The sequence below is a fragment of the Skermanella mucosa genome (assembly GCF_016765655.2).
Classification (GTDB): domain Bacteria; phylum Pseudomonadota; class Alphaproteobacteria; order Azospirillales; family Azospirillaceae; genus Skermanella; species Skermanella mucosa.
Genome location: NZ_CP086106.1, coordinates 4,106,393 through 4,131,550, shown reverse-complemented (window position 1 = coordinate 4,131,550; position 25,158 = coordinate 4,106,393). Strand labels below are relative to the sequence as shown.

The 25,158-nt window shown below is 68.1% G+C and carries 24 protein-coding genes and 1 tRNA gene; 17 read left to right on the top strand and 8 right to left on the bottom strand.

What is annotated here, in order from left to right; all coding sequences use genetic code 11:
• The first annotated feature begins 27 nt into the window (after window positions 1-27).
• From JL100_RS19185 to JL100_RS19150, 8 genes are all read left to right on the top strand, one after another.
• On the top strand, window positions 28-1,053 hold the full coding sequence (locus JL100_RS19185) for an amino acid ABC transporter substrate-binding protein (RefSeq protein ID WP_202679218.1): 1,026 nt from the start codon (window positions 28-30) through the stop codon (window positions 1,051-1,053).
• 189 nt (window positions 1,054-1,242) lie between these two features.
• Window positions 1,243-2,412: an amino acid ABC transporter permease gene (locus JL100_RS19180; RefSeq protein WP_202679217.1), complete on the top strand. Its 1,170-nt coding sequence runs from the start codon at window positions 1,243-1,245 to the stop codon at window positions 2,410-2,412.
• Between the two features lies 1 nt (window position 2,413).
• On the top strand, window positions 2,414-3,553 hold the full coding sequence (locus tag JL100_RS19175) for an amino acid ABC transporter permease (RefSeq protein ID WP_202679216.1): 1,140 nt from the start codon (window positions 2,414-2,416) through the stop codon (window positions 3,551-3,553).
• 24 nt (window positions 3,554-3,577) lie between these two features.
• On the top strand, window positions 3,578-4,354 hold the full coding sequence (locus JL100_RS19170) for an amino acid ABC transporter ATP-binding protein (RefSeq protein ID WP_202679215.1): 777 nt from the start codon (window positions 3,578-3,580) through the stop codon (window positions 4,352-4,354).
• 109 nt (window positions 4,355-4,463) lie between these two features.
• Window positions 4,464-4,757, top strand: coding sequence for a nucleotidyltransferase family protein (locus tag JL100_RS19165; RefSeq protein WP_202679214.1), 294 nt, complete (start codon window positions 4,464-4,466; stop codon window positions 4,755-4,757).
• A gap of 288 nt (window positions 4,758-5,045) precedes the next feature.
• Window positions 5,046-5,252 (top strand): DUF2795 domain-containing protein, encoded by a 207-nt coding sequence (locus tag JL100_RS19160; protein WP_202679213.1) that lies wholly within the window; start codon window positions 5,046-5,048, stop codon window positions 5,250-5,252.
• A 20-nt stretch (window positions 5,253-5,272) separates the two neighbouring features.
• Window positions 5,273-5,551, top strand: coding sequence for a DUF2934 domain-containing protein (locus JL100_RS19155; protein WP_202679212.1), 279 nt, complete (start codon window positions 5,273-5,275; stop codon window positions 5,549-5,551).
• Between the two features lie 29 nt (window positions 5,552-5,580).
• Window positions 5,581-6,111 carry a hypothetical protein gene (locus JL100_RS19150; protein WP_202679211.1) on the top strand — a complete coding sequence of 177 codons (531 nt, stop codon included), beginning with the start codon at window positions 5,581-5,583 and terminating at the stop codon, window positions 6,109-6,111.
• A 307-nt stretch (window positions 6,112-6,418) separates the two neighbouring features.
• Here JL100_RS19150 and JL100_RS19145 read toward each other — a convergent pair whose 3' ends face one another.
• From JL100_RS19145 to JL100_RS19125, 5 genes are read right to left on the bottom strand one after another with little or no spacing between them, the layout of a single operon-like run.
• Entirely contained in the window at window positions 6,419-7,273 is an 855-nt protein-coding gene (locus JL100_RS19145) for a phosphate/phosphite/phosphonate ABC transporter substrate-binding protein (protein ID WP_202679210.1), read from the bottom strand.
• On the bottom strand, window positions 7,270-9,339 hold the full coding sequence (locus JL100_RS19140) for a dipeptide ABC transporter ATP-binding protein (RefSeq protein ID WP_228420793.1): 2,070 nt from the start codon (window positions 9,337-9,339) through the stop codon (window positions 7,270-7,272). The genes JL100_RS19145 and JL100_RS19140 overlap by 4 nt, the downstream gene beginning before the upstream one ends.
• Entirely contained in the window at window positions 9,336-10,142 is an 807-nt protein-coding gene (locus JL100_RS19135; RefSeq protein WP_228420792.1) for an ABC transporter permease, read from the bottom strand. The genes JL100_RS19140 and JL100_RS19135 overlap by 4 nt, the downstream gene beginning before the upstream one ends.
• A gap of 58 nt (window positions 10,143-10,200) precedes the next feature.
• The gene (locus tag JL100_RS19130) at window positions 10,201-11,157 is read right to left on the bottom strand and encodes an ABC transporter permease (RefSeq protein ID WP_202679208.1); all 957 of its coding nucleotides are present in this window, start codon (window positions 11,155-11,157) and stop codon (window positions 10,201-10,203) included.
• 10 nt (window positions 11,158-11,167) lie between these two features.
• Entirely contained in the window at window positions 11,168-12,766 is a 1,599-nt protein-coding gene (locus tag JL100_RS19125) for an ABC transporter substrate-binding protein (RefSeq protein WP_202679207.1), read from the bottom strand.
• 330 nt (window positions 12,767-13,096) lie between these two features.
• Between JL100_RS19125 and JL100_RS19120 the strand changes: the two genes are divergently transcribed.
• Both JL100_RS19120 and JL100_RS19115 read left to right on the top strand, forming a co-directional pair.
• Window positions 13,097-15,145: a protein kinase domain-containing protein gene (locus JL100_RS19120; RefSeq protein ID WP_202679206.1), complete on the top strand. Its 2,049-nt coding sequence runs from the start codon at window positions 13,097-13,099 to the stop codon at window positions 15,143-15,145.
• A complete protein-coding gene (locus tag JL100_RS19115; protein WP_202679205.1) occupies window positions 15,142-15,615 on the top strand; it encodes a hypothetical protein in 474 nt (157 codons plus the stop codon). The genes JL100_RS19120 and JL100_RS19115 overlap by 4 nt, the downstream gene beginning before the upstream one ends.
• A 13-nt stretch (window positions 15,616-15,628) precedes the next feature.
• Here the strand turns inward: JL100_RS19115 and rpoH are convergent, their stop codons facing one another.
• Window positions 15,629-16,513 (bottom strand): RNA polymerase sigma factor RpoH, encoded by an 885-nt coding sequence (rpoH, locus tag JL100_RS19110; RefSeq protein ID WP_201078906.1) that lies wholly within the window; start codon window positions 16,511-16,513, stop codon window positions 15,629-15,631.
• A gap of 133 nt (window positions 16,514-16,646) precedes the next feature.
• Window positions 16,647-17,708, bottom strand: coding sequence for an RluA family pseudouridine synthase (locus tag JL100_RS19105; RefSeq protein ID WP_202679204.1), 1,062 nt, complete (start codon window positions 17,706-17,708; stop codon window positions 16,647-16,649).
• Window positions 17,709-17,731: 23 nt separating this feature from the next.
• On the opposite strand from JL100_RS19105, the gene JL100_RS19100 reads away from it, so the two are divergent.
• From JL100_RS19100 to JL100_RS19085, 4 genes are all read left to right on the top strand, one after another.
• The gene (locus JL100_RS19100) at window positions 17,732-18,097 is read left to right on the top strand and encodes a hypothetical protein (RefSeq protein ID WP_202679203.1); all 366 of its coding nucleotides are present in this window, start codon (window positions 17,732-17,734) and stop codon (window positions 18,095-18,097) included.
• Between the two features lie 75 nt (window positions 18,098-18,172).
• Window positions 18,173-19,201 (top strand): threonine aldolase family protein, encoded by a 1,029-nt coding sequence (locus tag JL100_RS19095; protein WP_202679202.1) that lies wholly within the window; start codon window positions 18,173-18,175, stop codon window positions 19,199-19,201.
• Between the two features lie 115 nt (window positions 19,202-19,316).
• Window positions 19,317-19,392, top strand: a tRNA-Glu gene (locus JL100_RS19090).
• Between the two features lie 350 nt (window positions 19,393-19,742).
• Window positions 19,743-20,270: an AAA family ATPase gene (locus JL100_RS19085; protein ID WP_202679201.1), complete on the top strand. Its 528-nt coding sequence runs from the start codon at window positions 19,743-19,745 to the stop codon at window positions 20,268-20,270.
• Between the two features lie 338 nt (window positions 20,271-20,608).
• On the opposite strand, the gene JL100_RS19080 is transcribed toward JL100_RS19085, so the two are convergent.
• Window positions 20,609-22,156, bottom strand: coding sequence for a class I adenylate-forming enzyme family protein (locus JL100_RS19080; protein ID WP_202679200.1), 1,548 nt, complete (start codon window positions 22,154-22,156; stop codon window positions 20,609-20,611).
• A 91-nt stretch (window positions 22,157-22,247) separates the two neighbouring features.
• On the opposite strand from JL100_RS19080, the gene JL100_RS19075 reads away from it, so the two are divergent.
• The 3 genes from JL100_RS19075 to JL100_RS19065 are packed head-to-tail and all read left to right on the top strand — an operon-like array spanning window position 22,248 to window position 25,152.
• Window positions 22,248-23,396, top strand: a complete 1,149-nt coding sequence (locus tag JL100_RS19075) for a CaiB/BaiF CoA transferase family protein (RefSeq protein ID WP_202679199.1) — start codon at window positions 22,248-22,250, stop codon at window positions 23,394-23,396.
• Window positions 23,386-24,180: an enoyl-CoA hydratase-related protein gene (locus tag JL100_RS19070; RefSeq protein ID WP_202679198.1), complete on the top strand. Its 795-nt coding sequence runs from the start codon at window positions 23,386-23,388 to the stop codon at window positions 24,178-24,180. Before JL100_RS19075 ends, JL100_RS19070 begins: the two co-directional genes overlap by 11 nt.
• A 39-nt stretch (window positions 24,181-24,219) precedes the next feature.
• A complete protein-coding gene (locus tag JL100_RS19065; protein ID WP_202679197.1) occupies window positions 24,220-25,152 on the top strand; it encodes a hydroxymethylglutaryl-CoA lyase in 933 nt (310 codons plus the stop codon).
• Window positions 25,153-25,158 lie beyond the last annotated feature (6 nt).

Genomic DNA, 25,158 nt, shown 5'->3' with positions numbered 1-25,158 from the left:
AAGCTCGAAGAAAACAGGGTAGGTCCAATGAAGACGAAAATAATTGCCGCGATGGGCACAGCGCTGGCGATCGCTCTGGGAAGCGGCGCCGCATCCGCGGGACCGACGCTGAACGCGGTCAAGCAGAAGGGTTTCGTACAGTGCGGCGTCAACACCGGCCTGCCCGGTTTCTCCAACCCGGACAGCCAGGGCAACTGGACCGGGCTGGACGTGGACTTCTGCCGCGCGGTCGCCGCCGCCATCTTCGGCGACGCCAAGGCCGTTCGCTTCACGCCGCTCTCCGCGCAGCAGCGCTTCACGGCCCTGCAGTCGGGCGAGATCGACATCCTGTCGCGCAACACGACCTGGACGCTCACCCGCGACACCTCGCTCGGCCTGAACTTCGCGCCGACCACCTTCTATGACGGCCAGGGCTTCATGGTCCCGAAGGCGCTGGGCGTGTCGAGCGCCGCGGAGCTGAGCGGCGCCACCGTCTGCGTGCAGCCCGGCACCACGACCGAGCTGAACCTCGCCGACTATTTCCGCGCCAAGGGCATGCAGTTCCAGCCGGTCGTGATCGAGTCCTTCGACGAGGTCAACGCCGCGTTCTTCTCCGGCCGCTGCGACGTCTACACCACCGACGCGTCGGGCATGGCGTCGATCCGCTCGACCCTGGCGCCCAACCCCGACGACTACATCATCCTGCCCGAGCTGATCTCGAAGGAGCCGCTCGGCCCGGCCGTGCGCCACGGCGATGACGAGTTCTACGACATCGTCAAGTGGACCGTCTACGCCACTATCGAGGCGGAGGAGAAGGGGGTCAACTCCGGCAACGTGGACGAGATGCTGAAGAGCCAGGACCCGACCATCCAGCGGCTGCTGGGATCGAACCCGGGCGTCGGACAGGCGCTCGGCCTGGACGAGAAGTGGGCCTACAACGTGATCAAGACCGTCGGCAACTACGGCGAGATCTTCGAGCGCAACGTCGGCGTCAAGACGGCGCTGAAACTGGAGCGCGGCCCGAACGCGCTGTGGACCAACGGCGGCCTGATGTACGCCATGCCGGTCCGCTGATCCGGCGCGCCGCCGCCGCCGCGAGAACGCGGACGGCGGCGGCGTCCCGCTTTTCCAACACCTGTTTCCGCCCGTCTTCCCGGCCCGCTCTCCTCCAGGCCATCCGACAGGCCATTGGTCCGGGCCGGGCTCCCGTTTCAACCGGGAAAGGAGAGATCCTTGGCAATATCGACCAGAGGCCCAGGGAGTATGGCTCCCCAGGCGCCGCGCCGCTCCCTGATCAACGATCCGAACGTCCGGGCGATCTTCTTCCAGATCCTGGTGCTGGGCGGCGTCGTGCTGCTCGGCTGGTACCTGGTGTCCAACGTGCTGGAGAACCTGGCGCGGCAGAACATCGCGACGGGCTTCTCCTTCCTGGACCGCGAGGCAAGTTTCGCCATCGGCGAGACGATGATTCCCTATTCGCCGGCCAGCAGCTACAGCCAGGCGCTGCTCGTGGGGTTCCTCAACACCATCAAGGTGGCGGTGCTGGGCATCATCCTGGCGACGATCCTGGGCACCATCATCGGCATCGCCCGGCTGTCGACCAACTTCCTGGTGGCCAAGCTGGCCTCGATCTATGTCGAAGTCATCCGCAACGTCCCCGTCCTGCTGCAGCTGTTCTTCTGGTACGCCGTGATCAGCGAGAGCCTGCCGGGGCCGCGCCAGGCGCTGAACCCGGTGACGGGCGTGTTCCTGAGCAACCGCGGCATGAAGTTTCCGGGGCTGGGCGACGATCCGGCCTGGACCTGGGTCGGCGTCGCCCTTCTGGCCGCGATCGCCGGCGTGTGGCTGCTGGCGCGCTGGGCGCGCAAGCGCCAGGAGGCGACCGGGCAGCAGTTCCCGGTGATGCTCGGCTCCATCGGCCTGCTGCTCGGGCTGCCCCTGCTGGCCTGGCTGGCCGGGGGCGCCCCGACCCAACTCGACATTCCGGAACTGCAGGGCTTCAACTTCCGCGGCGGCATCAACATCAGCCCCGAATTCGCGGCGCTGCTGCTGGGACTGGTGATCTACACCGCCAGCTTCATCGCCGAGATCGTCCGCAGCGGCATCAAGGCGGTCAACTGGGGACAGACCGAGGCGGCCTCCGCCCTGGGCCTGCACCGCGGCGAGGTGCTTCGCCTGGTGGTGCTGCCCCAGGCCCTGCGGATCATCGTGCCGCCGACCACCAGCCAGTACCTGAACCTGACCAAGAACAGCTCGCTCGCGGTCGCGATCGGCTATCCCGACCTGGTCAGCGTCGCCAACACGACCCTGAACCAGACGGGCCAGGCGATCGAGGCGGTGTCGATCATGATGGCGGTCTACCTGACCATCAGCCTCGGCATCTCGCTGTTCATGAACTGGTACAACACCCGAATCGCCCTGGTGGAGCGCTGACATGGCAGACCACATCTCCCTCCAGGGTTCCGGTTCCGTGCCGTCCGAATCCGCCGGCTCCCAGGTCGTCAAGCCGCCGGCGCTGGCGCTCGGCCCGCTCGGCTGGGTCAGGGCGAACCTGTTCAACAGCTGGTTCAACTCGCTCCTGACGATCCTGATCCTGTGGCTGGGATACCAGGTGATCCCGCCGCTGCTGGACTGGCTGTTCTTCAGCAGCGTCCTGCCGGGCGAGGGCGTGACCAACCAGACCTGCCGGGCGTCGGGCGGGGCCTGCTGGGCCTTCATCCACGAGAAGTACCGGCTGATCCTGTTCGGCCTGTACCCCTACGAGGAGCAGTGGCGGCCCATCGCCTCGATCCTGATCATCGTCGGGCTGCTGGCGCTGAGCTGCAACCGCAACTTCTGGCGGCCCTGGCTCGCCGCCGTCTGGGCGGGCGCCGCGGTCGTCGTTGGCGTGCTGATGTGGGGCGGCGTGCTGGGCCTGCCGTTCGTCCGCAACACCCTGTGGGGCGGCCTGCCGCTGACGCTGATCCTGTCGGTGGTGGGGCTGGTCGTGGCGTTCCCGCTGTCGATCCTGCTGGCGCTCGGGCGGCGGTCCGACCTGCCGATCGTCAAGTCGATCTGCGTGGTCTATATCGAGCTGATCCGCGGCGTGCCGCTGATCACCGTGCTGTTCATGGCGTCGGTGATGTTCCCGCTGTTCCTGCCGACCGGCGTGACCATCGACAAGCTGCTGCGCGCCCAGATCGGCCTGATCCTGTTCGCGTCGGCCTATCTGGCGGAGGTGATCCGCGGCGGCCTCCAGGCGATCCCCAAGGGCCAGTACGAGGCGGCGGACAGCCTGGGCCTGACCTATTGGCAGAAGACCCGCATGATCATCCTGCCGCAGGCGCTGTCGATCACCATCCCGCCGCTGGTCAACACCTTCATCGGCTTCTTCAAGGACACCTCGCTGGTGATCATCATCGGCCTGTTCGACCTGATGAGCGCGTCGAAGGCGGCGCTGACCGATCCGGCGTGGCGCGGCTTCTACAAAGAGTCGTACCTGTTCGTGGCGGTGATCTACTTCGTCTTCTGCTTCTTCATGTCGAAATACAGCCAGTGGCTGGAGCAGGAACTGCACCGCGGCCACAAGCGATAAACGCATTCTACCGGGAGACGACACATGAGCGACGCGAGACAAACGGCGGCGCCCGAGGCTGGCAACGACATCGCGGTCCAGCTCAGCGACGTGCACAAGTGGTACGGCGAGTTCCACGTGCTGAAGGGCATCGACCTGACCGTGGCGCGCGGCGAGCGGATCGTGATCTGCGGCCCGTCCGGCTCAGGCAAGTCCACGCTGATCCGCTGCATCAACCGGCTGGAGGAACACCAGCGCGGCCGGATCGTGGTGGACGGGATCGAGCTGACCAACAACCTGAAGAACATCGACCAGGTGCGGCGCGACGTCGGCATGGTGTTCCAGCACTTCAACCTGTTCCCCCACCTGACCGTGCTGGAGAACTGCACCCTGGCGCCGATCTGGGTCCGCAAGATGCCCAAGGACCAGGCCGAGGCCATGGCGATGAAGTACCTGGAGCGGGTGCGCATCCCCGACCAAGCCCGGAAATACCCGGGCCAGCTCTCCGGCGGGCAGCAGCAGCGCGTGGCGATCGCCCGCTCGCTGTGCATGAACCCCAAGGTGATGCTGTTCGACGAACCGACCTCCGCCCTCGACCCCGAGATGATCAAGGAGGTCCTGGACGTCATGATCAGCCTCGCCCAGGAGGGCATGACGATGCTCTGCGTGACCCACGAGATGGGCTTCGCCCGCACCGTGGCGAACCGGGTGATCTTCATGGACCGCGGCGAGATCGTGGAGCAGAACGAGCCGATCGAGTTCTTCAACAACCCGCAGTCGGAACGGACCAAGCTGTTCCTCAGCCAGATCCTGGCGCATTGAGGCAAGATGGCGGCGGCATCCGTGCCGCCGCCTGGCGGTTTCGCGGCAGGCTTCATTGCCTGAAGAAGCTACGCTACAATGCCGAGCGTCCGTTCCGATCGAGGCCGGCATGCGCACCCTTGACGATATCCTGACTGAACTGCGCTCGTTGCAGCCGGCGTTGCGCCGTCGTTACCCCATTCGTTCCATGGGTGTGTTCGGGTCCTACGCCCGGGGTGAACAGCGCGAAGGAAGCGATCTCGACTTGCTGATCGGATTGGGCGAGGGAATTGATCTGATTGGTTTCGCAGGACTTCAGATCGACCTCAGCGATGCTCTCGGGATTTCAGTCGACCTGGTGGATCGGGAGGCCTTGCGCCCTCGGTTGGCCGAAGCTGTTCTGGCCGAGGTCGTGCCCCTGTAAAACGCGACGCCATGGTTTGTCTTGGCGATATCCTCGATTACGCGCGTAACGTTGAAGTGTTTGAGAGTTTATGTAACTGCGACTTTGTTCGTAACATACCTGATCAATCGTATTCCTGAACTGATCTCCGAGTTGAATGACGACCGAAACTGCGGGAAGGGTTCGGGCATTCGCATCAGCTTGCCGCACGGAACGCGCCATACCCCTCGTCCGAATGGCTCCCGGGACGATCCCGCGCGAGACCTGTTGTCAGGATCGCAAGTTGGAAATTCAACCGGAGACTTCGACATGAGCAAGGGCCTGGACGGACATTCCCCGACCGACGTGACCCATCACCTGAAGGGGATCGATTTTCCCGCCGGGAAGGAGGATCTGGTCAAGCACGCGAAGCAGCAGGGCGCCGACGAGAGCGTGGTCGACCTGATCGGCAAGATGCCCGACGGCCAGTACGAGACCATGGCCGACGTCATGAAGGGCGTGGGCAAAGCCGGCTGAACGCTTGCGGAGGACTGGCGATGACTGGGAACCTGGAAGATCGCATCCGGCGGCGCGCCCATGAGATATGGGAGCATGCTGGACAGCCCGAAGGCCGGAACGACGAGCATTGGGAACAGGCCTGCCGGGAACTGGCGGCCGAGGATGCAGCGACGGGCCGGGAGTTCGACGTCGAACCGAACCTGTCGGCCGTTGCCGCCGGACGCATGGAGGCGACCGGGTCGCCGCAGGCTCCCTTGTCGCCGGGTGCCGCCAACAGCAGCAGGATGGCCAAGGCCCGGCGGAAGGACGCGACCTGATGCACGGAGTTGAGCGGAGGAGTGGTTCCATGCGTGTCCCGATCCTTGCCCCGGTCCTTGCGATGGCCGGCCTTATCGCGGCCGGCGCCGCATGTCCGGCGGTGGCGCAGCAGGACAGCTGCCTGGACGAGATACAGCGGCTGGAAGCCGCTTTCGCGCAGGGCGGCGGGCCGGCGGGCGACCAGGCCGGGGCCAGTCCGCAAGGTGGTGGAACGCCCAACGCCGACTGGGCCCAAAGTTCGGCGACCAGCCGGGAGGCGATATCCCGGGATCTGGCACGGTCGGGAGGCACGGTGGCGCCGTCCAGCATCGGCAGCGGCGTCGGTTCCGAGCAGCCCGACCGCGGTATCGAGCCTATACCCCTGGGGGAGAACCCGGGCCAGCAGCCGGGAACCCGCGCGGGCGCCACCATCACGCCACAGCAGCGCGACGACATGTCCGCGATGCTGCGCGAAGGCCGCGCCGCCGCCGAGCGGGGAGACACCGTGACCTGCCTGGACAAGGTCCGGCAGGCGCGGCAGACGGCCCGGTCGGCCATGACGGGAGCGGGAGGCGGGTGATCGAAAGCGGTACCCGATCAGCCTGACCCGGCTGTTACAGGCGGGTCGTTGCGTTGGGCCACGGCCCAACCTACGATCGACGGTTTGCATCACCTCCGCCCTGCATCGAACCGGCCCTGCATCGAACCGTAGGTTGGGCCGTGGCCCAACGCATCGCGACGAGTGGAAGGGCAGGCTGGTGGAACGCCCGTGAGATCGTGATCGAATCCGACATAAGCTGCTACTCTCGATCGGACATCGATAACGATCATGGTAGTGACGATTCCATTTTCGATATCGAAACAGGGTCTTCGCAAACCCGCCCCCCTCACGCCAGCTCCGGATACCCCACCGCCGCGGCCTGGGCCGCCAAGCCGGTGACGGCCCGGTAGGCCCGGTCGGGCAGGAAGTCGAAGCCGTCGAGCAGCAGTTCGGCGCGCACTGCCAATAGGCCGGGTGACGCCGCAGCAGCCTGGAGCGCTGCCCGCAGGGCGGCCAGCGTTTCGTCGTCGGTGCCGGCCGCGGTGACCAGCGGGAGGCAGGGCGTGGCTGCCGTGACGGCGAGGACACGCACGCCTTCCACCAGGCTTGCCCGGTGGCGGCTGAGATGGGCGAAGGTCACGCAATCCACCGCAGCCACGTCGGCGTCGCCGTCGGCCACTTGGTTCAGGCTCGCCAGATGGCTGCCGCTGACCGAGACCGAGCCGAAGAAGCGTCCGTCCCGGGCCAGGGGGGCGACCGCCGCGCGCAGCATGTTCATGCCGGTGTTGCTGTCCCAGCCGTTGATCACGCAGCGGCTGCCGCGCAGTTCGACCAACCGCTGAACCGGGCTGTCGGCGCCGACGACGATGAAGCCGCGGTGGCGGCTGCCGCTGCATCCCGGCGCCCGGTAGCGCGGCGTCGCCACGACCCTGACCATCCCGCCCAGCCGGGTCACCAGCGGCAGACCGCAGGTCTGGCTGAGGAAGAGGTCGGGCGCCTGCCACAGGTCGGCCGGCTCGCCGTCGAAGGTCAGCAGGCCGGGCACCCCGTCAAGCCCGGCCTCGTCCATGTGTCCCGCCACGGCGTTCCACAGGGCCGCGTGGGCGTCCCGCAGTTCCGGCAGGTCGTACATCGGCAGGGAGGCACGCCGGACGGCGAGGGCGATGGGTGCTGCTTGGGAGCCCGCGCCAGCAGGATTCATGGGCGCCGGCCGATCGGCAGGGACGCCTGCGGCGCTCCGGCGCGCCTGGGTTTCCGCGTCGCCGACATCCCTGCCACCTGTGACGCCTCCAACGCGTCGAGCGCCACCCAGCACCGGATCATGTGTCCCCCTCCCGCGTCGCGCCAGGGCGGCGCCTCGTTCCGGCACTTATCATACGCCCGCGGGCACCGGGTTTGGAACGGGCAGCCTTCGGGCCGGTCCGCCGGGCTCGGCGCCGGCCTGTCCAGGCTCACCGCGCGCTCCGGGGCGGCGGCGCCGAGCCGGGGCACCGCCTCGATCAGCGCCTGGGTGTAGGGATGGAAGGGCGGCCGGAACACCCGCTCGGTCGGCCCGACCTCCACCAGCTCGCCCAGATACATCACGCCGATCCGATCCGACAGGTAGCGGACCACAGCCAGATCGTGGGAGATGAACAAGTAGGCCGCCTGGCTTTCCCGCTGGAGGTCGAGCAGCAGGTTCAGGATCGACGCCTGGACCGACACGTCCAGGGCGGAGGTCGGCTCGTCCAGGATCACCAGCCGGGGGTCGCCGGCGAAGGCCCGGGCGATGGCGACCCGCTGGCGCTGGCCGCCGGACAGCCGGTCCGGGGTGGCGCCCATCATTTCCGCCGGCAGCTGCACGTCGCCCAGCAGGGCCGCCGAGCGGTCGCGCTTCCGCCGCCCGCCCAGGCCGGCCAGCACCCGGACCGCGCGGCCCAGGATCGAGGCGACGCGCTTGCGCGGGTTGAGCGTCGTGTCCGGCGTCTGGAACACCATCTGCACGTCGCGGCGCTGCCGCCGGGTGCGCCGGCCGGCCTGTCCCGCCACCCGCTCGCCGGCCAGGGCCACGGTCCCGGCGCTGGGCGGCACCAGCCCGGCGATCACCTTGGCCAGCGTGGACTTGCCGCTGCCGGATTCGCCGACCAGCCCGAAGGTCTCGCCCGGCGCGATCTCCAGGTCGATGTCCTTGAGGATGTGGGCGCGGCCGAAGCGCCGCCCGACGCTGGCAAGGCTGAGAAGCGGCATGCCCTGGATCGGCTCCGGCACCGGCTCCGGTCGGCCGCGGGCGGCGCTGCCGGGCGCCGGGGTCTCGCCATGGAAGAAGCAGCGGCTGAGGTGCCGGGTGCCGGCGCGCAGCAGGTCGGGATGCTCGACCCGGCAGACCTGGCGGGAGATCAGGCAGCGCGGCTCGTACAGGCAGCCGGTGCCCAGGTCGGCCAGGTCCGGTACGCCGCCGGCGATCCCGGCCAGCCGGCGGTCGCGCTTGCGCACGCCGAAATCGGGGATGCAGTCGAACAGCGCCGCGGTATAGGGATGTCGCGGCCGCTTGAACACCTCCGAGACCTTGCCCTGTTCGATCAGCTCGCCGGCGTACATCACGCCGATGCGGTCGCAGACCTGCTGGACCACGGCCAGGTTGTGGCTGATGAACAGGATGGCGGCGTTCATCTCCCCCCGCAGGTCGGCGAACAGGTCCAGGATGTCGGCCTGGACAGTCGCGTCCAGCGCGGTCGTCGGCTCGTCCAGGACCAGCAGGGCCGGATCGGTGGCGAGCGCCATGGCGATCACCGCGCGCTGCTGCATCCCGCCGGAGAGCTGATAGGGGTACAGGCCCGCGACCCGCTCCGGGTCGGCGATCCGCACCCGGCGCAGCATGCCGAGCGCCGCCTCGGCGGCGTTCCGGCGGTTCATGCCGGCGTGCAGGCGGAACACCTCGGCCACCTGCTCGCCGATCCGCAGGGTGGGGTTCAGCGCGCCGCCGGGGTTCTGGTAGACCATGGCGATGCGGCCGCCGCGCACCCGGCGCAACTCCGCCTCGCCGAGCCGGAACAGGTCGCGGCCCTCGAACAGGACATGGCCGCCACTCAAGATGCCGTTCTTCGGCAGGTGGCGCATCACGGCCATGGCGAGCGTGGACTTGCCGCAGCCGGATTCGCCGACCAGCCCATAGGCTTCGCCGGGCTGAATCACCAGCGAGACGCCGCGGACGGCATCGACCTGGTCGCGTCGGCGGCGGTAGCTGATGGTGACTTGGTCGAGTTCGAGCAGGGGGGCGGATGAGGTCACGGCTCCAGATATTCCTTAAGCCCGTCGGCGGCCAGCCCGATGGCGACCACCACCCAGGCGATCGCCAGGGCTGGAAACAGGACGGTCCAGGGGGCGGTGGTCAGCAGCGCCTGGTTTTCGCTGACCATCAGGCCCCAGTCGGGGGTCGGCGGCTGGACGCCCAGGCCCAGGAAGCCCAGCGTCGCGGAGGTGAAGACGGCGTAGCCGAGCCGGACCGTCCCTTCGACGATCAGCGGCCCGCGCACGTTGGGCAGCAGCTCCATCACCATGATGTAGAGGGCGCCCTCGCCGCGGAGCTGGGCCGCCATGACATATTCCTTGCGGGCCTCGACCAGGGCCGATGCCCGCACGGTGCGGGCGATCAGCGGCGCGAACACCAGCCCGATCACCAGCACCACGTTGCCGGTCCCGGCGCCCAGGAAGGTCAGCGCCAGCATCGCCAGGATGACGATCGGAAAGGCCATGACGGCGTCCAGCACGCGCATCACCACCTCGTCGACCCAGGACCCGAACCAGGCGGTGGCAAGGCCGATCGCCGCGCCCAGGGCCAGCCCCAGCAGCGTCGCCGCCGGCGCTATGGTCAGCACATAGGCGCCGCCATGGATCACCCGGCTCAGGATGTCGCGGCCGAGCTGGTCGGTGCCGAACCAGTGGGCGGCCGAGGGCGGCTGGGAGATCGCCAGGAAGTCGATCTCGGCGGGCGGGTAGGGGGCGATCCAGGAGGCGCCCAGGGCGGTCACCACCCAGACCAGGATCATCAGCGACCCGATGCCGAGCGATACCGCGCCGCGCGGCATCGACATGCGGCTCCGTCGGTCCCGGCCCCGTCGGTCCCGGCTCCGTTGGTCCCGGCTCCGTTGGTCAGTGAGCGTTACGGCCATGGCGTACCCTTGGATTCAACGCGGCATAGAGAAGATCCGCCGCCAGGTTGCCCAGGGCGAACACGAAGGTGATGGCGAGCGAGCAGCCGACCAGCAAGGGGATGTCCTTGTTGGTCGCGGCGAAATGGATCAGGCTGCCGATGCCGGGATACTTGAACAGCGTCTCGACCACCACCAGCCCGCCGACCAGCCAGCCGATCTGGGCGCCGACCACCGTGATGGTCGGCAGCAGCGCGTTGCGCAGCACGTGGCGCCGGATCACGGTGCGCTGCGGCAGGCCCTTCAGCACGGCGGTCCTCGTATAGTCCGACGCCAGCGCCTCGATCATGCTGGCCCGGGTCATGCGGAACAGATAGGCGAACAGCAGCAGCACCAGGCAACCGACCGGCAGCACCAGATGGGCCGCCACGGTCAGCGGTCCGGTGCCCTCGGGCGGCAGCGCCTGGATCGGCAGCCATCCCAGCCAGATGCCGAACACCAGGATCAGGAAGACGCCGGTGACGAATTCGGGCAGGGCCCCGACCGCCAGCCCGACCACCGACAGCACGCGGTCGAACAGCCCGCCCTCCCGCCGCGCGGCGGCGACGCCGGCCGCGACCGCCAGCGGGACCAGCACGGCCAGTCCGCTGCCAGCCAGCAGGAGGGATCGGCCGAGCCGTTCCGCCACCAGGGGGAAGACGGCGGTATCGAAGGCGTAGGACCGCCCCCAGTCGCCCCGGACCACGCCGGCCAGCCACTCGGCATAGCGGACCGCCACCGGCCGGTCGGCCCCCAGCTCGGCGTTCAGCCGCTCGACCGCGTCCTGGGGCGCGAAGGGTCCCAGGATGATCCGGCCGACATCGCCGGGTAGCACGTTGGTGATGGCGAAGATCAGGACCGACGCCACCGCCAGCGTCACCAGGACCAGCAGGACGCGGCGCCCGAAGAAGCGCAGCATGCCCGCCCCCTCAGGCGTCCAGCCAGGTCCGGGTCATGTCGAGATAGTTGGACATGCTGCCGGTCAGGCCTTTCACGTTGGTGCGGGCCGCCCGCAGGTTCTTGTTGAAATAGGCGATGACGGCCGGGACCTCGTCGTTGAGGATCGCCGCCATCTCGGAGCCCAGCTTGCCGCGCCGCTCCACGTCCGGTTCCGCCTCGAACCGGGCGAGCAGGGCGTCGAACGCCTCGTTCTTCCAGTGGGCGGCGTTCCATTCGGCGGAGCCGCGGAACGACTGCGCCAGGATCTGGGCCGCGACCGGTCGGCTGGTCCAGTCGGTCAGGCCGAAGCTGACCTCCGTCCAATGGTTGTAATAGAGGTTGGTCGGCTCGACCTTGAGATTGACCTTGATCCCGGCGGGCGCCAGCATCTGCTGGGCCAGCGCCGCGAACTGCGGCAGCTCCAGGTACTGGTGGGTGTAGAGGTCGATCGGGAAGCCCTGGGGATATCCGGCGTCGGCCAGCAGCTGGCGTGCCTGGGCGACGTTGGCCTGGCGCTGCGCCAGCTCGATCTGCTCGGGATATATGGGCGCGATGGGGTGGTCGTTCGCCACGTCGGCCAAGCCGCCCAGCAGGCCCCGCACCATGGCCGGGCGGTCGAAGCAGAGGGCGACGGCCTGTCGGACCCGCTTGTCGTCGAACGGCTTCATGTCGGTGCGCATGCAGAGCTGCCGGTGGTCGGCGGCGTCGGCCTGGATCAGGGTGATGTTGTTGTCGCTCCGGATGCCCTGGGCGTCGATGTAGCTGAGCTGCTGGACCACCTGGACGTCGCCGGACTGGAGGGCCAGCACCATGGGCTGCGGCGATTCGAAGGTCTGGATCTCCAGCCTGTCCAGATAGGGCTTGGGCTGATCCCAATAGTCGGCGTTGCGCTCGAACTTCGCCCCTTCCTGGGGCCGGTAGGAGACCAGCTTGAACGGCCCGGTGCCGATCGGTTTCTCGGCGAAATTGCCGGCGTAGTCGGCGGGCAGGATCACGCAGTTATAGGTGTGGGTGAAATAGGGGAACGTCCCGATCGGCCGGTCGAGCGTGAAGCGGACGGTATGGTCGTCCACCTTGGCGACGCCCTCCTTCTTCAGGAACGGCATGGCGCCGGCGGCCGGGGACGCGTTGGCCGGATCGACCAGCCGCTGGAAGGTGGCGACCACGTCGTCGGCGGTCAGCGGGCGCCCGTCGTGGAACTTGACCCCCTGGCGCAGCGCGAAGGTCCAGACCTTGCCGTCCTCGCTCGGCTCCCACGAGGTCGCCAGCACCGGGCGCAGGGTCAGGTCGGGCTCGGCATAGACGAGGTATTCCGCGACCTGCTGGACGATCGCGATGCCGCCCGAGCTGTTCAGCCGGACCGGGTCGATCGAGGTGGCGGCCGGGACCGCGATCTTGAGCGAGCCGCCGCGCCGGGGCGTGCCCTGCGCGGATGCCGGGAGGGTCCATGCCGCCGTTCCGGCCAGCCCGAGGGCGGCCCCCAGCGCCAGCGACGACGCTCCGGCGAGGAACTGGCGGCGGGTGGAGCCTGCGGCCGTCAGGCCCGGCAGGGTAGTGGCGGGAAAGCTCCCATCGGTGCGCTTTACCATGGTTCTGGTGCCTCCAGTTCTTGGGCGCGCACGTCACGCGGCGCCGGTCTTCGCGGTCTCGGGGCCGACATCCTCTCGGGACGGCGGCCCATCGGTCGAGTTTCGTACAGGCTGTCGGTTCAGCGCCGCAGGAGCCAATATGGCACCGTAGCCGTGTTCTTCGGATAAAATGGTGACAATAAACGCCATGGATGGGATTTGGTTGCCAGCGTAACCCGACCGGTCGGGCCAGGTCGCATCGGTTCCAGGTGAAAGCCCTTAACGCTTCCTTATCGGTCGTTGGGCCAAGCTGGTCCAGAGCTGTTTGCATGCCGGGACTCCTGCGACCTGATGGCGACCGCCGCCCAAGCCACCGCCCCTGGATCCGGCCTCGCCGGCCGCGACGTCGAACCCGTCTCGCTTGCCGGGCGATTCGAGATACAGCCCGGGAACCCGCTACCCGCCCTGGACGGGCCGGCCGGCAAGGCCTATGCCGTGCGCGCGCTCCGCGACCGCAGGATGGAAGTCTTCGCGATCGTCGCGACGGCTGGGGTGCCGGCCCGGATGGACCTGCTGTCCGGCATCCGCGGCGTCGAGCATGTCGCCCTGATGCGCATGGTCGAGTGGGGCGTGGTCGACTGGCCGCTCGACGGGTTGAAGCGGATCGTCTTCATCCTGGAGAATCCCGGCGGGCGCCGGCTGATGAACAGCCTGAACGACACCCGCGAGCAGATGACGGAGGAGCAGATCACCCGCGCGGTGATCCAGCCGCTCGCCTCGGCGCTCCGCGAGCTGTCCAGCCGGGGCATCGTCCACGGCGACATCCGTCCGACCAACATCTTCCTGCGCGACCAGGGAACGGCGGGCGTGATGCTCGGCGAATGCGTCTCGACCGTGACCTCCTTCGGCCAGGTGCCGCTGTTCCTGACGATCGAGCGAAGCATGGCGCAGCCGTCGGGGCGGGGGGCCGGGACCACCGCCGACGATCTCTACGCGCTGGGGGTGTCCATCCTGCTGCTGTTCCTGGGCCGCAACCCGGTGCGTCACCTGGACGACGAGGCGGTGCTCCAGGCCAAGCTGGACCGCGGGACATATCCGGCTCTGGTCGGCACGGCGCGGCTGTCGCTCAACCTGATGGAGCCGCTGCGCGGGCTGCTGGCCGACGATCCGAAGATGCGCTGGACCCTGAACGACCTTGATCTCTGGCTGAGCGGCCGGCGGCTGAGCCCCAAGCAGCCCCAGGTGCCGCGCAAGGCGGCGCGGCCCTTCGAGTTTTCCGGGGCGAGCTACTGGCACTGCCGCGCATTGGCGCGGGTCTTCGCCAGGAGCCCCGCCGCGGCGGTCCCGGTGATCGAGAACGGCGACCTGGACCGCTGGCTGCGCCGCAGCCTGGGCGACGAGGGCCGCGCCGAGGCGGTGGCGACCGCGGTCGATTCGGCCGGCGCCAACAAGGGCGGCAACTTCGAGGAGCGGCTGGTCGCCCGGGTCTGCATCGCGCTCGATCCGCCCGCACCCATCCGGTACAAGCAGAAGGCGGTCATGATCGACGGCTTCGGGACCGCCATGGCGGAGGCCTTCGCCCGCAACGAGGGCTACCAGGCGCTGGGCGAGGCGATCTCGGCCCAGCTGCCGATGTTCTGGGTCAGCATGCAGACCGAGTTCAAGGCCGAGTACGTGCCCCTGAGCCAGACCTTCGACGCGCTGCGGACCCTGCTGGAACGGCTCGGTTCCGGCTACGGCATCGAGCGGGTGCTGTACGAGCTGAACCCGATGCAGCCCTGCTTCAGCCCCATGGTCCGCAACCACATGGTGACCAGCGCCAACGAGCTGCTGACCGCGCTGGAGGAGGTCGCGGGCCAGCCCGGCCGCCCGCGGGAACCGATCGACCGCCACATCGCGGCCTTCCTGATCGCGCGCTACCGCAAGCTGGACGAGCGGCTGATCGCGCTGACGACGCCCAGCGGCGAGACGCTCCGCCGCATCTCGGCCATGGTCAACGTGCTGGCGGAGGTGCAGAAGCGCTATGGGCCGGCCAGCCTGCCGAACCTGTGCGGCTGGATGATCGACCTGATCGGCCCGGCGATCGACCGCTTCCACAGCCGTGCGCACCGCGCCAAGCTGCGCGGCGAGGCGGCCCGGTCGGCGGCGGAGGGGAACCTGCTGGGCCTGCTGAAGCTGATCGACGACCCGGCGGCGATCCGCAAGGACGAGATCGAGTTCGCCCGGGCGCGGCGTGAGTTCCAGATCGCCGGCCGGGAGGTCGAGAAGCTGAAGCGGGAGATTGCGAACCGCACGGAGATCGCCGAAAGTTCCGGCCGGCAGGCGGCGGCGGTGGTATCCAGCGTGTTCGCCACCGTGGCCCTGGTCGGCATCGCCGTCTACATGGTGATGCTGCGATGAGCCGGGGCGGGAGGAGGCGCAAAGGCAATTCCAGCGGCATGGTGACCGCGCTGGTGATCCTGTTCCCGGCGGGACTGATCTTCCTGCCGAGCGCGATCCTTCTGGTGGTCGGCATGATCCCGACCGCGGTCGCCTATGTGGTGGACCGCGACCCGGACAAGACGGCGCCCATGACCGTGGGGGCGCTGAACTTCGTCGGGGTGGTCGCCTTCGTCATCAGCCTCTGGCAGGGCGGGCACACCATGGGGGCGCTGTCCAAGGTGATGTCGGACCCGTTCTCGTGGCTGGTCATGTACGGGGCGGCGGGGATGGGCTGGGCGCTATACTACGGGATTCCGCCCGCGGTAGCGGGCTGGATCACGCTCCGCGCCGAAAACCGGATCGCCAAGCGGCTCGGCGAGCAGCAGGAACTGATCGCCGAATGGGGACCGGAGGTCAGCGGCGTGGTCGAGGAAACTCCGGAGGAGTAGGGCGGCCGATCCCTTACTGGGCCAGCCGCTGCTCGATCGCCGCGTTCTTGATGTTCTTCTGGAGCTTCTCGAACGCTCGGACCTCGATCTGGCGCACGCGCTCGCGGCTGATGCCGTAGTGCTGCGACAGGTCCTCCAGCGTGGTCGGCTCGTCCCGGAGACGCCGCTCGGTCAGGATATGCCGCTCGCGCTCGTTCAGGTTGGTCATGGCGCTCTTGAGCAGGGCGCGACGCTTGGTCAACTCCTCCCGCTCGGCCAGGTGGATCTCCTGGGTGTCCTTCTCGTCGACCAGCCAGTCCTGCCACTCGCCCTCGCTGTCGGCGCGCAACGGCGCGTTCAGCGAATGGTCCGGGCTGGCCAGGCGGCGGTTCATGTTGACCACGTCCTGTTCGGGCACGTCCAGCTTGGTCGCGATCTGGGTCACATGCTCCGGCGACAGGTCGCCCTCGTCGATCGCCTGCATCTGGCCCTTCAGCTTGCGCAGGTTGAAGAACAGCTTCTTCTGGGCGGCCGTCGTGCCCATCTTGACCAGCGACCAGCTGTGCAGGATGTATTCCTGGATGGCGGCGCGGATCCACCACATGGCGTAGGTCGCCAACCGGAAGCCGCGGTCCGGGTCGAACCGCTTGACCGCCTGCATCATGCCGACATTGCCTTCCGAGATCAGCTCCGACAGCGGCAGGCCGTAGCCCCGGTAGCCCATGGCGATCTTCGCGACCAGCCGCAGATGGCTGGTCACCAGCTTGTGCGCGGCCTCGGTGTCGCCGTGCTCGCGCCAGGACTTGGCGAGCATGAACTCCTGCTGCGGCTCGAGCATGGGGAACTTGCGGATTTCCTGAAGGTAGCGGGCCAGATTGCCTTCGGAACTGATGACCGGGACGCTGGGAGTGTTCGACATTTACTAGCCCCTCTCTTCGGGCGGTGGTTTTTCGTGCCTGAGTAACCTTGGTCCCCGACCGCCGCGGGGACCGACCCATCCGGGGCTCGGCCTTTCGAGCCATAATACCCCACTTCGCAGCTCAGGTATAGTTTTAAATCGATTCCAAGCTGGCTATTAACCTTTGGATGTCCAAAGGTAATTCGGATTCGAACTGCATCGGGCGTGCGTCGCGCGGGTGGTTGAACCGCAGCGCCACGGCGTGCAGGGCCTGTCTTCCCAGTGCAACAACCGCGTCCCGCGCCGGTTCCGGAATTCCGCGGGCCTTGGCGGACGCGGCGCCGGACGCGATACCCTTCGATGCGCTCCTGATGCTATTTTTACGGACACCATAAACCGGATCGCCGATCAAGGGATGTCCAACATGGGTCATATGCACTCTTATTTGATGCGTACGCCCGGTCGCCAGGGAGCATTCCACGAGTGACGCCCAGGTTCCGAACGCCTTGATCACGCGATAGCGGGTCAGCGCGGGCTTGCCGCCGGAGACGACCGCCATCTTCTTGCGGTCCGACGAGCTGCGCCCGATGTCGCCGGTGATCTCGCCCCGGGTGGGGGAGGGGACTCCGGCCACGACCGCCCGATAGGTCCGGCTGAGCGACCGGTCGGCGAACTGGGCGGCCAGCCCGGCATGGGCCAGGTCGTTCTTGGCCACCACCATCAGCCCGCTGGTCTCCTTGTCGAGCCGGTGGACGATGCCCGGCCGGCGGACGCCGCCGATGCCGGACAGGCGGTCGCCGCAATGCCACAGCAGGGCGTTGACCAGCGTCCCGTCCGCATTGCCCGCAGCCGGATGGACCACCATGCCGGCGGGCTTGTCGATCACCAGCAGATCGTCGTCCTCGTAGGCTACGATGAGCGGGATTTCCTGGGGGACGGGGAGCGCCGGTTCCGGCTCGGGCACCAGCACGTCGAAGACCTGGCCGGGTTTGACCCGCAATGACGGGTCGGCTATCGTCCGCCCGAGACTCGAAACCCGACCCTGGTCGATCAGCGAGCGGATACGGGTGCGCGACAGGCCGTCGAGCCCGCAGGCCAGAAGCTTGTCCAGCCGTTCGCCCCGGTCCGCCTCGGCCGCGGTGAAACTGAACGGCTCGCCCCCCGGATCGGCTTCGCCGTCCGGGTCCTCGATGTCGTCCTCTTCTTCAGCCGTCATCTTCAACAGACTGGACCTCGATCGTGCGGGCACTCAAAGCCATCCTCGTCATCATGGGCCTCTTCATCGCCGCGGGGTTCGTCTTCATCGGCTATGAGGTCTACAACCGCATGACCGACCCCGAACGCCGGGCGGAGCCGGGCGCTCCGCCACCTCCGCCGCCGGGCGGAATCCCCGAAACCGCCCTGGGGCTGCCCGAGGGCGCCACCATCGAAACGCTGGTGCCGTCCGGCAGCCGGGTCGTCTTCAGCGTGCGCCTGCCCGACGGGCAGGGCGACCGCCTCTACGTGCTCGACCCCAGGAACGGCGCGGTGACCGCGACCGTCACGACCGGCCCGGAGACCACGACAGGCCCCGAGGATGCCCGGGCGGCTGCCCCGCGCCAATGATGCCCATCACACCCCGTTATACTGTATCATTCCAGCATATAACCGATCTTGCCCGCAACACCGGATCAAAGTCCCGTGAACTTCACCAGTGACAACGTGACCGGCGCCGCGCCGGAAATCCTCGAAGCCCTCGTCGCCGCCTCAAGCGGCCCGACGCCGTCCTATGGCGAGGACCCGCTGACCGCCTGCGTTTCGGAGAAGCTGTCCGCCTTGTTCGACCACGAGGTGGCAGCCTTCCCCGTGGCGACCGGATCGGCCGCCAACGCGCTCGCCCTGGCAGCATTGGCGCCGCCCTACGGCGCGGTCTACTGCCATGAAATGGCCCACGTCAACACCGACGAATGCGGCGCCCCGGAGATGTTCACCGCCGGCGCCAAGCTGGTGGGATTGCCCGGCGCCGGCGGCAAGATCGAGCCCGCGACCCTGCGCGCCACCCTGGAAAAGGCGGGCGCCGGCGTCGTCCACCATGTCCAGCCGGCGGCGGTGACGCTGACCCAGGCGACCGAGTCCGGCACGGTCTATACCCCCGCCGAGGTCGCGGCCCTGTCGGAGGTGGCCCGGTCCCACGGCCTGCCGGTCCACATGGACGGCGCCCGCTTCGCCAACGCCGTCGCGCGCCTGGGCTGCTCCCCCGCCGACGTGACGTGGCGGGCCGGCGTGGACGTGCTGACGTTCGGCGCCACCAAGAACGGCGCCCTGGCCGCAGAGGCGGTGGTCTTCTTCAAGCCGGAGCTGGCCCAGAGCTTCGCCTTCCGCCGCAAGCGCGCCGGCCACCTGTTCAGCAAGATGCGCTTCCTGTCGGCCCAGCTCGACGCCTATCTGGAAGGCGGCCTGTGGCTGCGCCTCGCGACCCACGCCAACGCCATGGCCGACCGCCTCGCCGCCGGGCTGGCGGCACTCCCCGGCGCCGACCTGCGCGACCCGGTGGAAGCCAACGAGATCTTCATCAGCCTGCCCGAGCCGGTCACCGCCGGCCTGCTGGAGCGGGGCTACGGTTTCTACCGCTGGGACGGCCCGGTGGTGCGGTTGGTGACCGCCTGGAACACCTCGGCCGAGGACGTGGACCGCATGATCGCCGACGCGCGGGCGCTGGCGAAAGCTTGACCAGGGAATGCTTGAAGGACGGAAGCTTGAAAACCAGAAAACTTGAACGCCCGATGAAATAGCCCTTGCGGGAGGTCGGCACGTTGGCTATACAGCCGGCCTCTCGCCCAGCGATGTCCCCATCGTCTAGAGGCCTAGGACACCGCCCTCTCACGGCGGCAACAGGGGTTCGAATCCCCTTGGGGACGCCAATCATGCAAATTTCCTATGTATTGGGTGAGACCACTCCCTGCTTAGCATGCCAATGCCGGATCTCACGCTCCAATGCCTTGATCCGCTCTCGTTCGTTCTTCGCCGGACCAAGCCATTTCCCCGGTCGCGCTCGGCTTGGCTGCGGCTCATCCCCCGGTACCCAATCATCGGATTACCCGAGGGCGACCTCGCGATTGGACCGAGGACGAGGCTCGCCGTCTCGCGAAGGCCGGCAGTGTCTCGGCTTGAAATCCCTCTGCCGCTGATCCGGTTCAGACTACTGTAAGCCATTTGCGACCCAAGCGCCCGGCCCTATAACCGGATACGGAGATCATCTTCGTGAGGTAACATGCTTGTTGTGCTCAGCGGTCTACCAGGAACGGGAAAAACGACCATCGGCAAGGCACTGGCCGCCAAGCAATCCGGTACCTACATCCGCGTCGATGAAATCGAACATGCCCTTGCTTACAGTGCGAACTTGAGCTGCGATCTCGGCCCTGCGGGCTACCTCGTCGCCTTCGCGATTGCATCGTCAAACCTGAAGGTCGGCAATCTAGTCATCGCGGACAGCGTGAATCCGGTTCCGGAAAGCCGGCAGGGGTGGCACTCTGTGGCGGATGACGCCGGAAGCCTCGTTCTTGATGTCGAGGTGATTTGCAGCGACGAGGTCGAACACCGGCGCCGGGTGGAAGCCAGGGTGCCGGACATTCATGGGTTCAAGCTTCCCACATGGCCAACGATAAAAGCGCGAAATTACGTCCCGTGGACCGAGCCTCGGTTGGTGGTGGATACCGCATTTCTCAGTCCCGCCGATGCTGTCGCCGAAATTGAGGTTCGCATCAATGCCCTGACCAGAAACGAGGCTTCGGGCTTTTGAGAGGAACGTCTCTTTTCGAAAGCCGCAGCCATGGGGAGCATTGTCTCAATCAGCCGGCGGTAGCCACGAAATCAACTGATGGTGTGCACCTGAGACATCTGCAGAAGCGGTAACATCATCGGCCTATGCAAGACATCTTCAAGGTCGGAGTCTCGCTCCACTCCGCGCGCGTCACGGGCACTCGGGTGTTCGCTCTTGCCGAGGGCTGCAGCCGATTTCCCCGCGATCAGCTGTCCTTGCCATGATCCTTGGAAACGATCGGAACGGCGGGACTGCACCCGTTGCCGCGGGGCGACCCGCCCCCGCCCCCGTCCCCGCACGACGACGGGGCGTAAGGATCACCCCGGCCGCGGGGGCTCGCGGCGCGCGAGCGACACCTTCGGGCCGTCGGTCATCACGTACTCCTCCGCGATGGTCGTGCGAGCCCGGGAGCGGACGATCTTGCCCATGCCGTTGCGCGGCAACTCCGGCAAGGTTACGAACAGCCGGGGACGCTTGTAGGGGGTCATCCGTTCCAGGGCCGGCGCCAGCATCTCCTGCCAGCCGGGCGGCGCACCGGCGGCGGCCACGGTGATCACCTCGCCCCAATAGGCGGAGGGCAGGCCGACCACCAGCAGTTCGCCCTGGGGGAGCGCGGGCCGGAGATAGCTTTCCACCTCGTCCGGCGACACCCTGTAGCCGCCGGTCTTGATCAGGTCGCCTTCGCGTCCACACAGATGCAGGCGGCCCAGCGCGTCGATCCTGCCGATGTCACCGGTCTCGTGGAACTCGCCGGCGGCGAGCGGCGTGAACCCCTGTTCCGTGACATGTCCCGCCAGCATATGACGGGTGCGCAGAAGCACTCGGCCGGCTTCCTCGCCCTTGCCCTCGCCTTGGACGGTCGGCTCGATGCGGATCTCGACGCCGCTCGCGGGCCAGCCGACGCAGGCGCCCTGCTTCGGTTCGGGGCCGGAATACCAGGCGTCGGTCTCCTCCGGCGTCAGGACGGCTATCGGGTTGAAGACTTCCGACTTGCCGTAGGTCAGCCGGACGACGGGGCCGAACGCCCGGCGCGCCTTCGCATAGAGTTCCGGCGCCAACGGCGCCGTGCCGGTGAAGACGGTGCGGATGCGGGGAAAGGTGCGGCTGCCCGATGCCGCCAGGATCTTCGCCAGCACCGTCGGCGGCGCGAAGACCTGGTCGACCCAGGCCGCGTCGAGGATCGGCAGCACGACGGCGGTATCGACGCCGTCCAGCAGGAAGACCGCCGCCCCGCCGTCCAGGAAGGCGGCGCTCAGAAGGGACGACCCGTGGGAAAACGGCGTCATCAGCAGCACCTTCGATCCCGGCCCGGGCGCGATCTGGAGCGTCGCCCGCAACAGCACGTTGGCGGTCCATCGGCCGCCATGGGTATGCACGATGCCCTTGGGGGCTCCCGTCGTCCCGGAGGTGAACACGATCTTGCCCCAGGTCCCGTCAGGCACCGCGGGAAGGCCGGTGCCGCCGAGCTTCGCCGCCCCGATCTCCTCCACCCGGTGGATCTCCGGCGCCAAGCCGTCCAGCAGGGCCGCTCCCGCGGCGTCGGTGACCACCCGCCGGATACCGGCCGTCCGCAGGCAATGGGCGATTTCCCCGCGGGACAGCAGGGTGTTCAGCGGTGTTTCCGCCGCTCCCGTCAGGACCGTGCCGTAGCTGGCCCAGACCGCGCTCCTTCCATTGGGCAGGAAGGTCGCGACGGGTTCGCCGGGCGACACGCCGGCATCCATCAGTCGCCCGGCCACCCCGGCCGCCCGGGTGAAAAGTTCGTCGAAAGTGACGTCGCCCAAACGGTCGGTGACCGCCGTGCGGCCGGCATGGCGCAGGGCCAGCGGCGCCAGTTCGTTTTCCCAGCAGATGAGTCCCGGCATGCGTCTCTCCCGATGAAGTTTGTGGAAACGTTTTCTTGACTCGGTCCAGCTTCGCACATTACCGTTTCCATCACAAGAAACGGGAGGAACGATGTCAGGCACAACACCGCTCGGCGGCGTCGTCGTCGTCGAGATCGGGCACAGCGTCGCGGCACCCTACGCCGGACTGATCCTGGCGGATCTGGGAGCCAGGGTGATCAAGGTCGAGAATCCATCGGGCGGAGACTATGCGCGCGGCTGGGGGCCACCCTTCTGGGAAGGAACCGCCAGCGTTTTCCACAGCTTGAACCGTGGAAAAGAAGGCATCACGGTGGATCTTTCCAAACCGGACCAGGTCGCAAGCCTGCGCAAGCTGATCCTGGACGAGGCGGACGTGGTGATCCAGAACCTCCGGCCCGGCCTGCTGGCGAAACATGGCCTGGATGCGGCATCGCTGCGCGCCGAGAAATCGGACCTCGTCTACAGCGATATCGGCGCTTTCGGCGCGGAAGGACCGATGTCGTCCAAGCCCGGCTACGACCCGCTGGTCCAAGCGTTTTCCGGCATCATGAGCGTCACCGGCGAGGGCGGCAGGCCGCCCGTGCGGGTCGGCGTCTCGATGGTCGACATGGGATCCGGGATGTGGTCGGTGATCGGCATCCTGGCGGCGCTGCTGGCCCGCGCCGACCGGCGGGGCGGCGCCCACGTGGCGACGTCGCTCTACGAGACCGGGCTGGCCTGGATGACCGTCCATCTCGCGGGCTACGCCGCGTCCGGCGAGGTTCGCCGGCCGCACGGGTCGGGGCTGGCCGAGATCGTGCCCTACCAGGCGTTCAGCACGCGGGACGGCTGGCTGATGGTGGCGGCCGGAAACGACGGGCTGTTCCGGAAACTGTGCCTCGCCATCGACCGCCGCGACCTGGCCGACGATCCCGATTTCGCGACCAACGCGCTGCGGGTCGTCAACCGCGGTCGGCTCGTGCCGGAACTGGAACGGCACATGGCGGAAATGCCGCTCGACGCGCTGGCGGCCGCGCTGGACGCCGCGGGCGTCCCCTGCGCGCCGATCCAGACGGTCGACCAGGTGATGGCGCATCCCCAGACCCGGGGGTTGGGCATGTTCAAGGAAACGGCCGGGCTGGAGCTCGCGGGCCTGCCGGTCACCCTCGACGGCACGCGCCCGCGCGCCGACGGCGAGGCCCCGGGCCTGGGCCGGGACACCCGCGCCACGCTCTCCGGGGAGACGGTCGATGCGCAGTGAGTACGAGACCCTGAAGGTCGAACGGAAGGACGGGCACATCCTGGTCGTCACGCTCGACCGGCCCGAGGCCTCCAATGCCATGAATACCCGGATGGGCCTGGACCTGATGGAGTTGATGGAGGAGTTCGCGATCGACCAGCACGGCATCCGCTGCATGGTCGTGACGGGACGGGGCGAGAAGGCGTTCTGCGCCGGCGGCGACCTCAAGGAGCGCCGGGGCATGACCGACGAGGAATGGCAGCATCAGCATGCCATCTACGAGCGGATGGTCCGGGCGCTGATCGGCTGCCCGGTCCCCGTCATCGCTGCGGTCAACGGGGCGGCCTACGGCGGCGGCTGCGAGATCGCGGCAGCCTGCGATTTCGTCTACGCGGCCGAGCATGCCCGCTTCGCGCTGACCGAGGTCACGCTGGGCATCATGCCAGGTGCCGGCGGCACCCAGAACCTGCCGCGCGCCATGGGCGAACGGCGCGCCAAGGAAGTCATCCTGACCGGCGCGCCTTTCACGGCCCGGGATGCTTTCGAGTGGGGCCTGGTCAACCGGGTCCTGCCGGCCGGGGACCTCGTTCCGGAGGCCCTGTCGACCGCCGGGCGTATCGCGGCCAATGCGCCGATTTCCGTCCGACAGGCCAAGCAGGCGATCCATCGCGGCATGCAGATGTCGCTGTGGGACGGCCTGGCCTACGAGATCGAGGCCTACAACAGGATGGTCCCCACCGAGGACCGGCGCGAAGGCGTGCTGGCTTTCAACGAGAAACGGCGCCCGGACTTCAAGGGCCGCTGAGATTGCGCCCTCCATGGGCGCTGGAAGGGAGGAGATCCCATGCGGGACAAAGCATATCTGCGCGAAGTGGGGCTGCGCGACGGCCTCCAGATGGTCAAGCGCATCCTGCCGGCAGACCTCAAGGTCGAATGGTGCCGGGAAGAGGCGGCGGCCGGCGTCGGCGAGATCGAGGTGACCTCCTTCGTGCCTGCCAAGATCGTGCCGCAGTTCGCCGACGCCCTGGACGTGGCGGAGCGGACCGGCCGGATCGGCGGTTTCCGCCAGTCGGCCTTGGTGCCGAACCTGAAGGGGGCTGAGCGCGGATTCGACCTGGGTATCCACAAGCTAAACTACGTCCTGTCCGCCAGCGAGACGCACAACCTCGCCAACGTCCGCCGTTCCACCGGGGAATCGATCGCGGATTTCCACCGCATCGTGGATGCGCGCGCCGCCCGCGGCCTGGGCGACGTCGTCCTGTGCGGCGGCGTCGCCACGGCCTTCGGATGCACCATGGAGGGTGCCGTCGACGAGGGCCGGGTAGTGGAGATCGTGGACCGGCTGCTGGAAGCCGGGGCGGACGAGATCGTCGTCGCCGACACCGTCGGCTACGGCAACCCGGCGCAGGTGCGGCGGCTGCTCGGCCGGGTGGTCGAACGCTGCGGCGACGTGCCGGTCGCGGCCCATTTCCACGATACCCGCGGCCTGGGCCTCGCCAACGTCACGGCCGCCGTCGAGGCGGGCGTGCGCCGGTTCGACGCCTCTCTCGGCGGCCTGGGCGGCTGCCCGTTCGCGCCGGGCGCCACCGGCAACATTGACAGCGAGGATTGCGCCTTCCTGCTGGAATCCATGGGCTTCGACACCGGCATCGACATCGACGCGCTGATCGCCCTGCGCCGGAAGGTCGAGACCTGGCTGCCCGACGAGAAATTCCACGGGATGGTCGCGCAGGCCGGCTTGCCCAAGCATTACCGGCCGGCCGCACTGGCGGCCTGAGGAGGA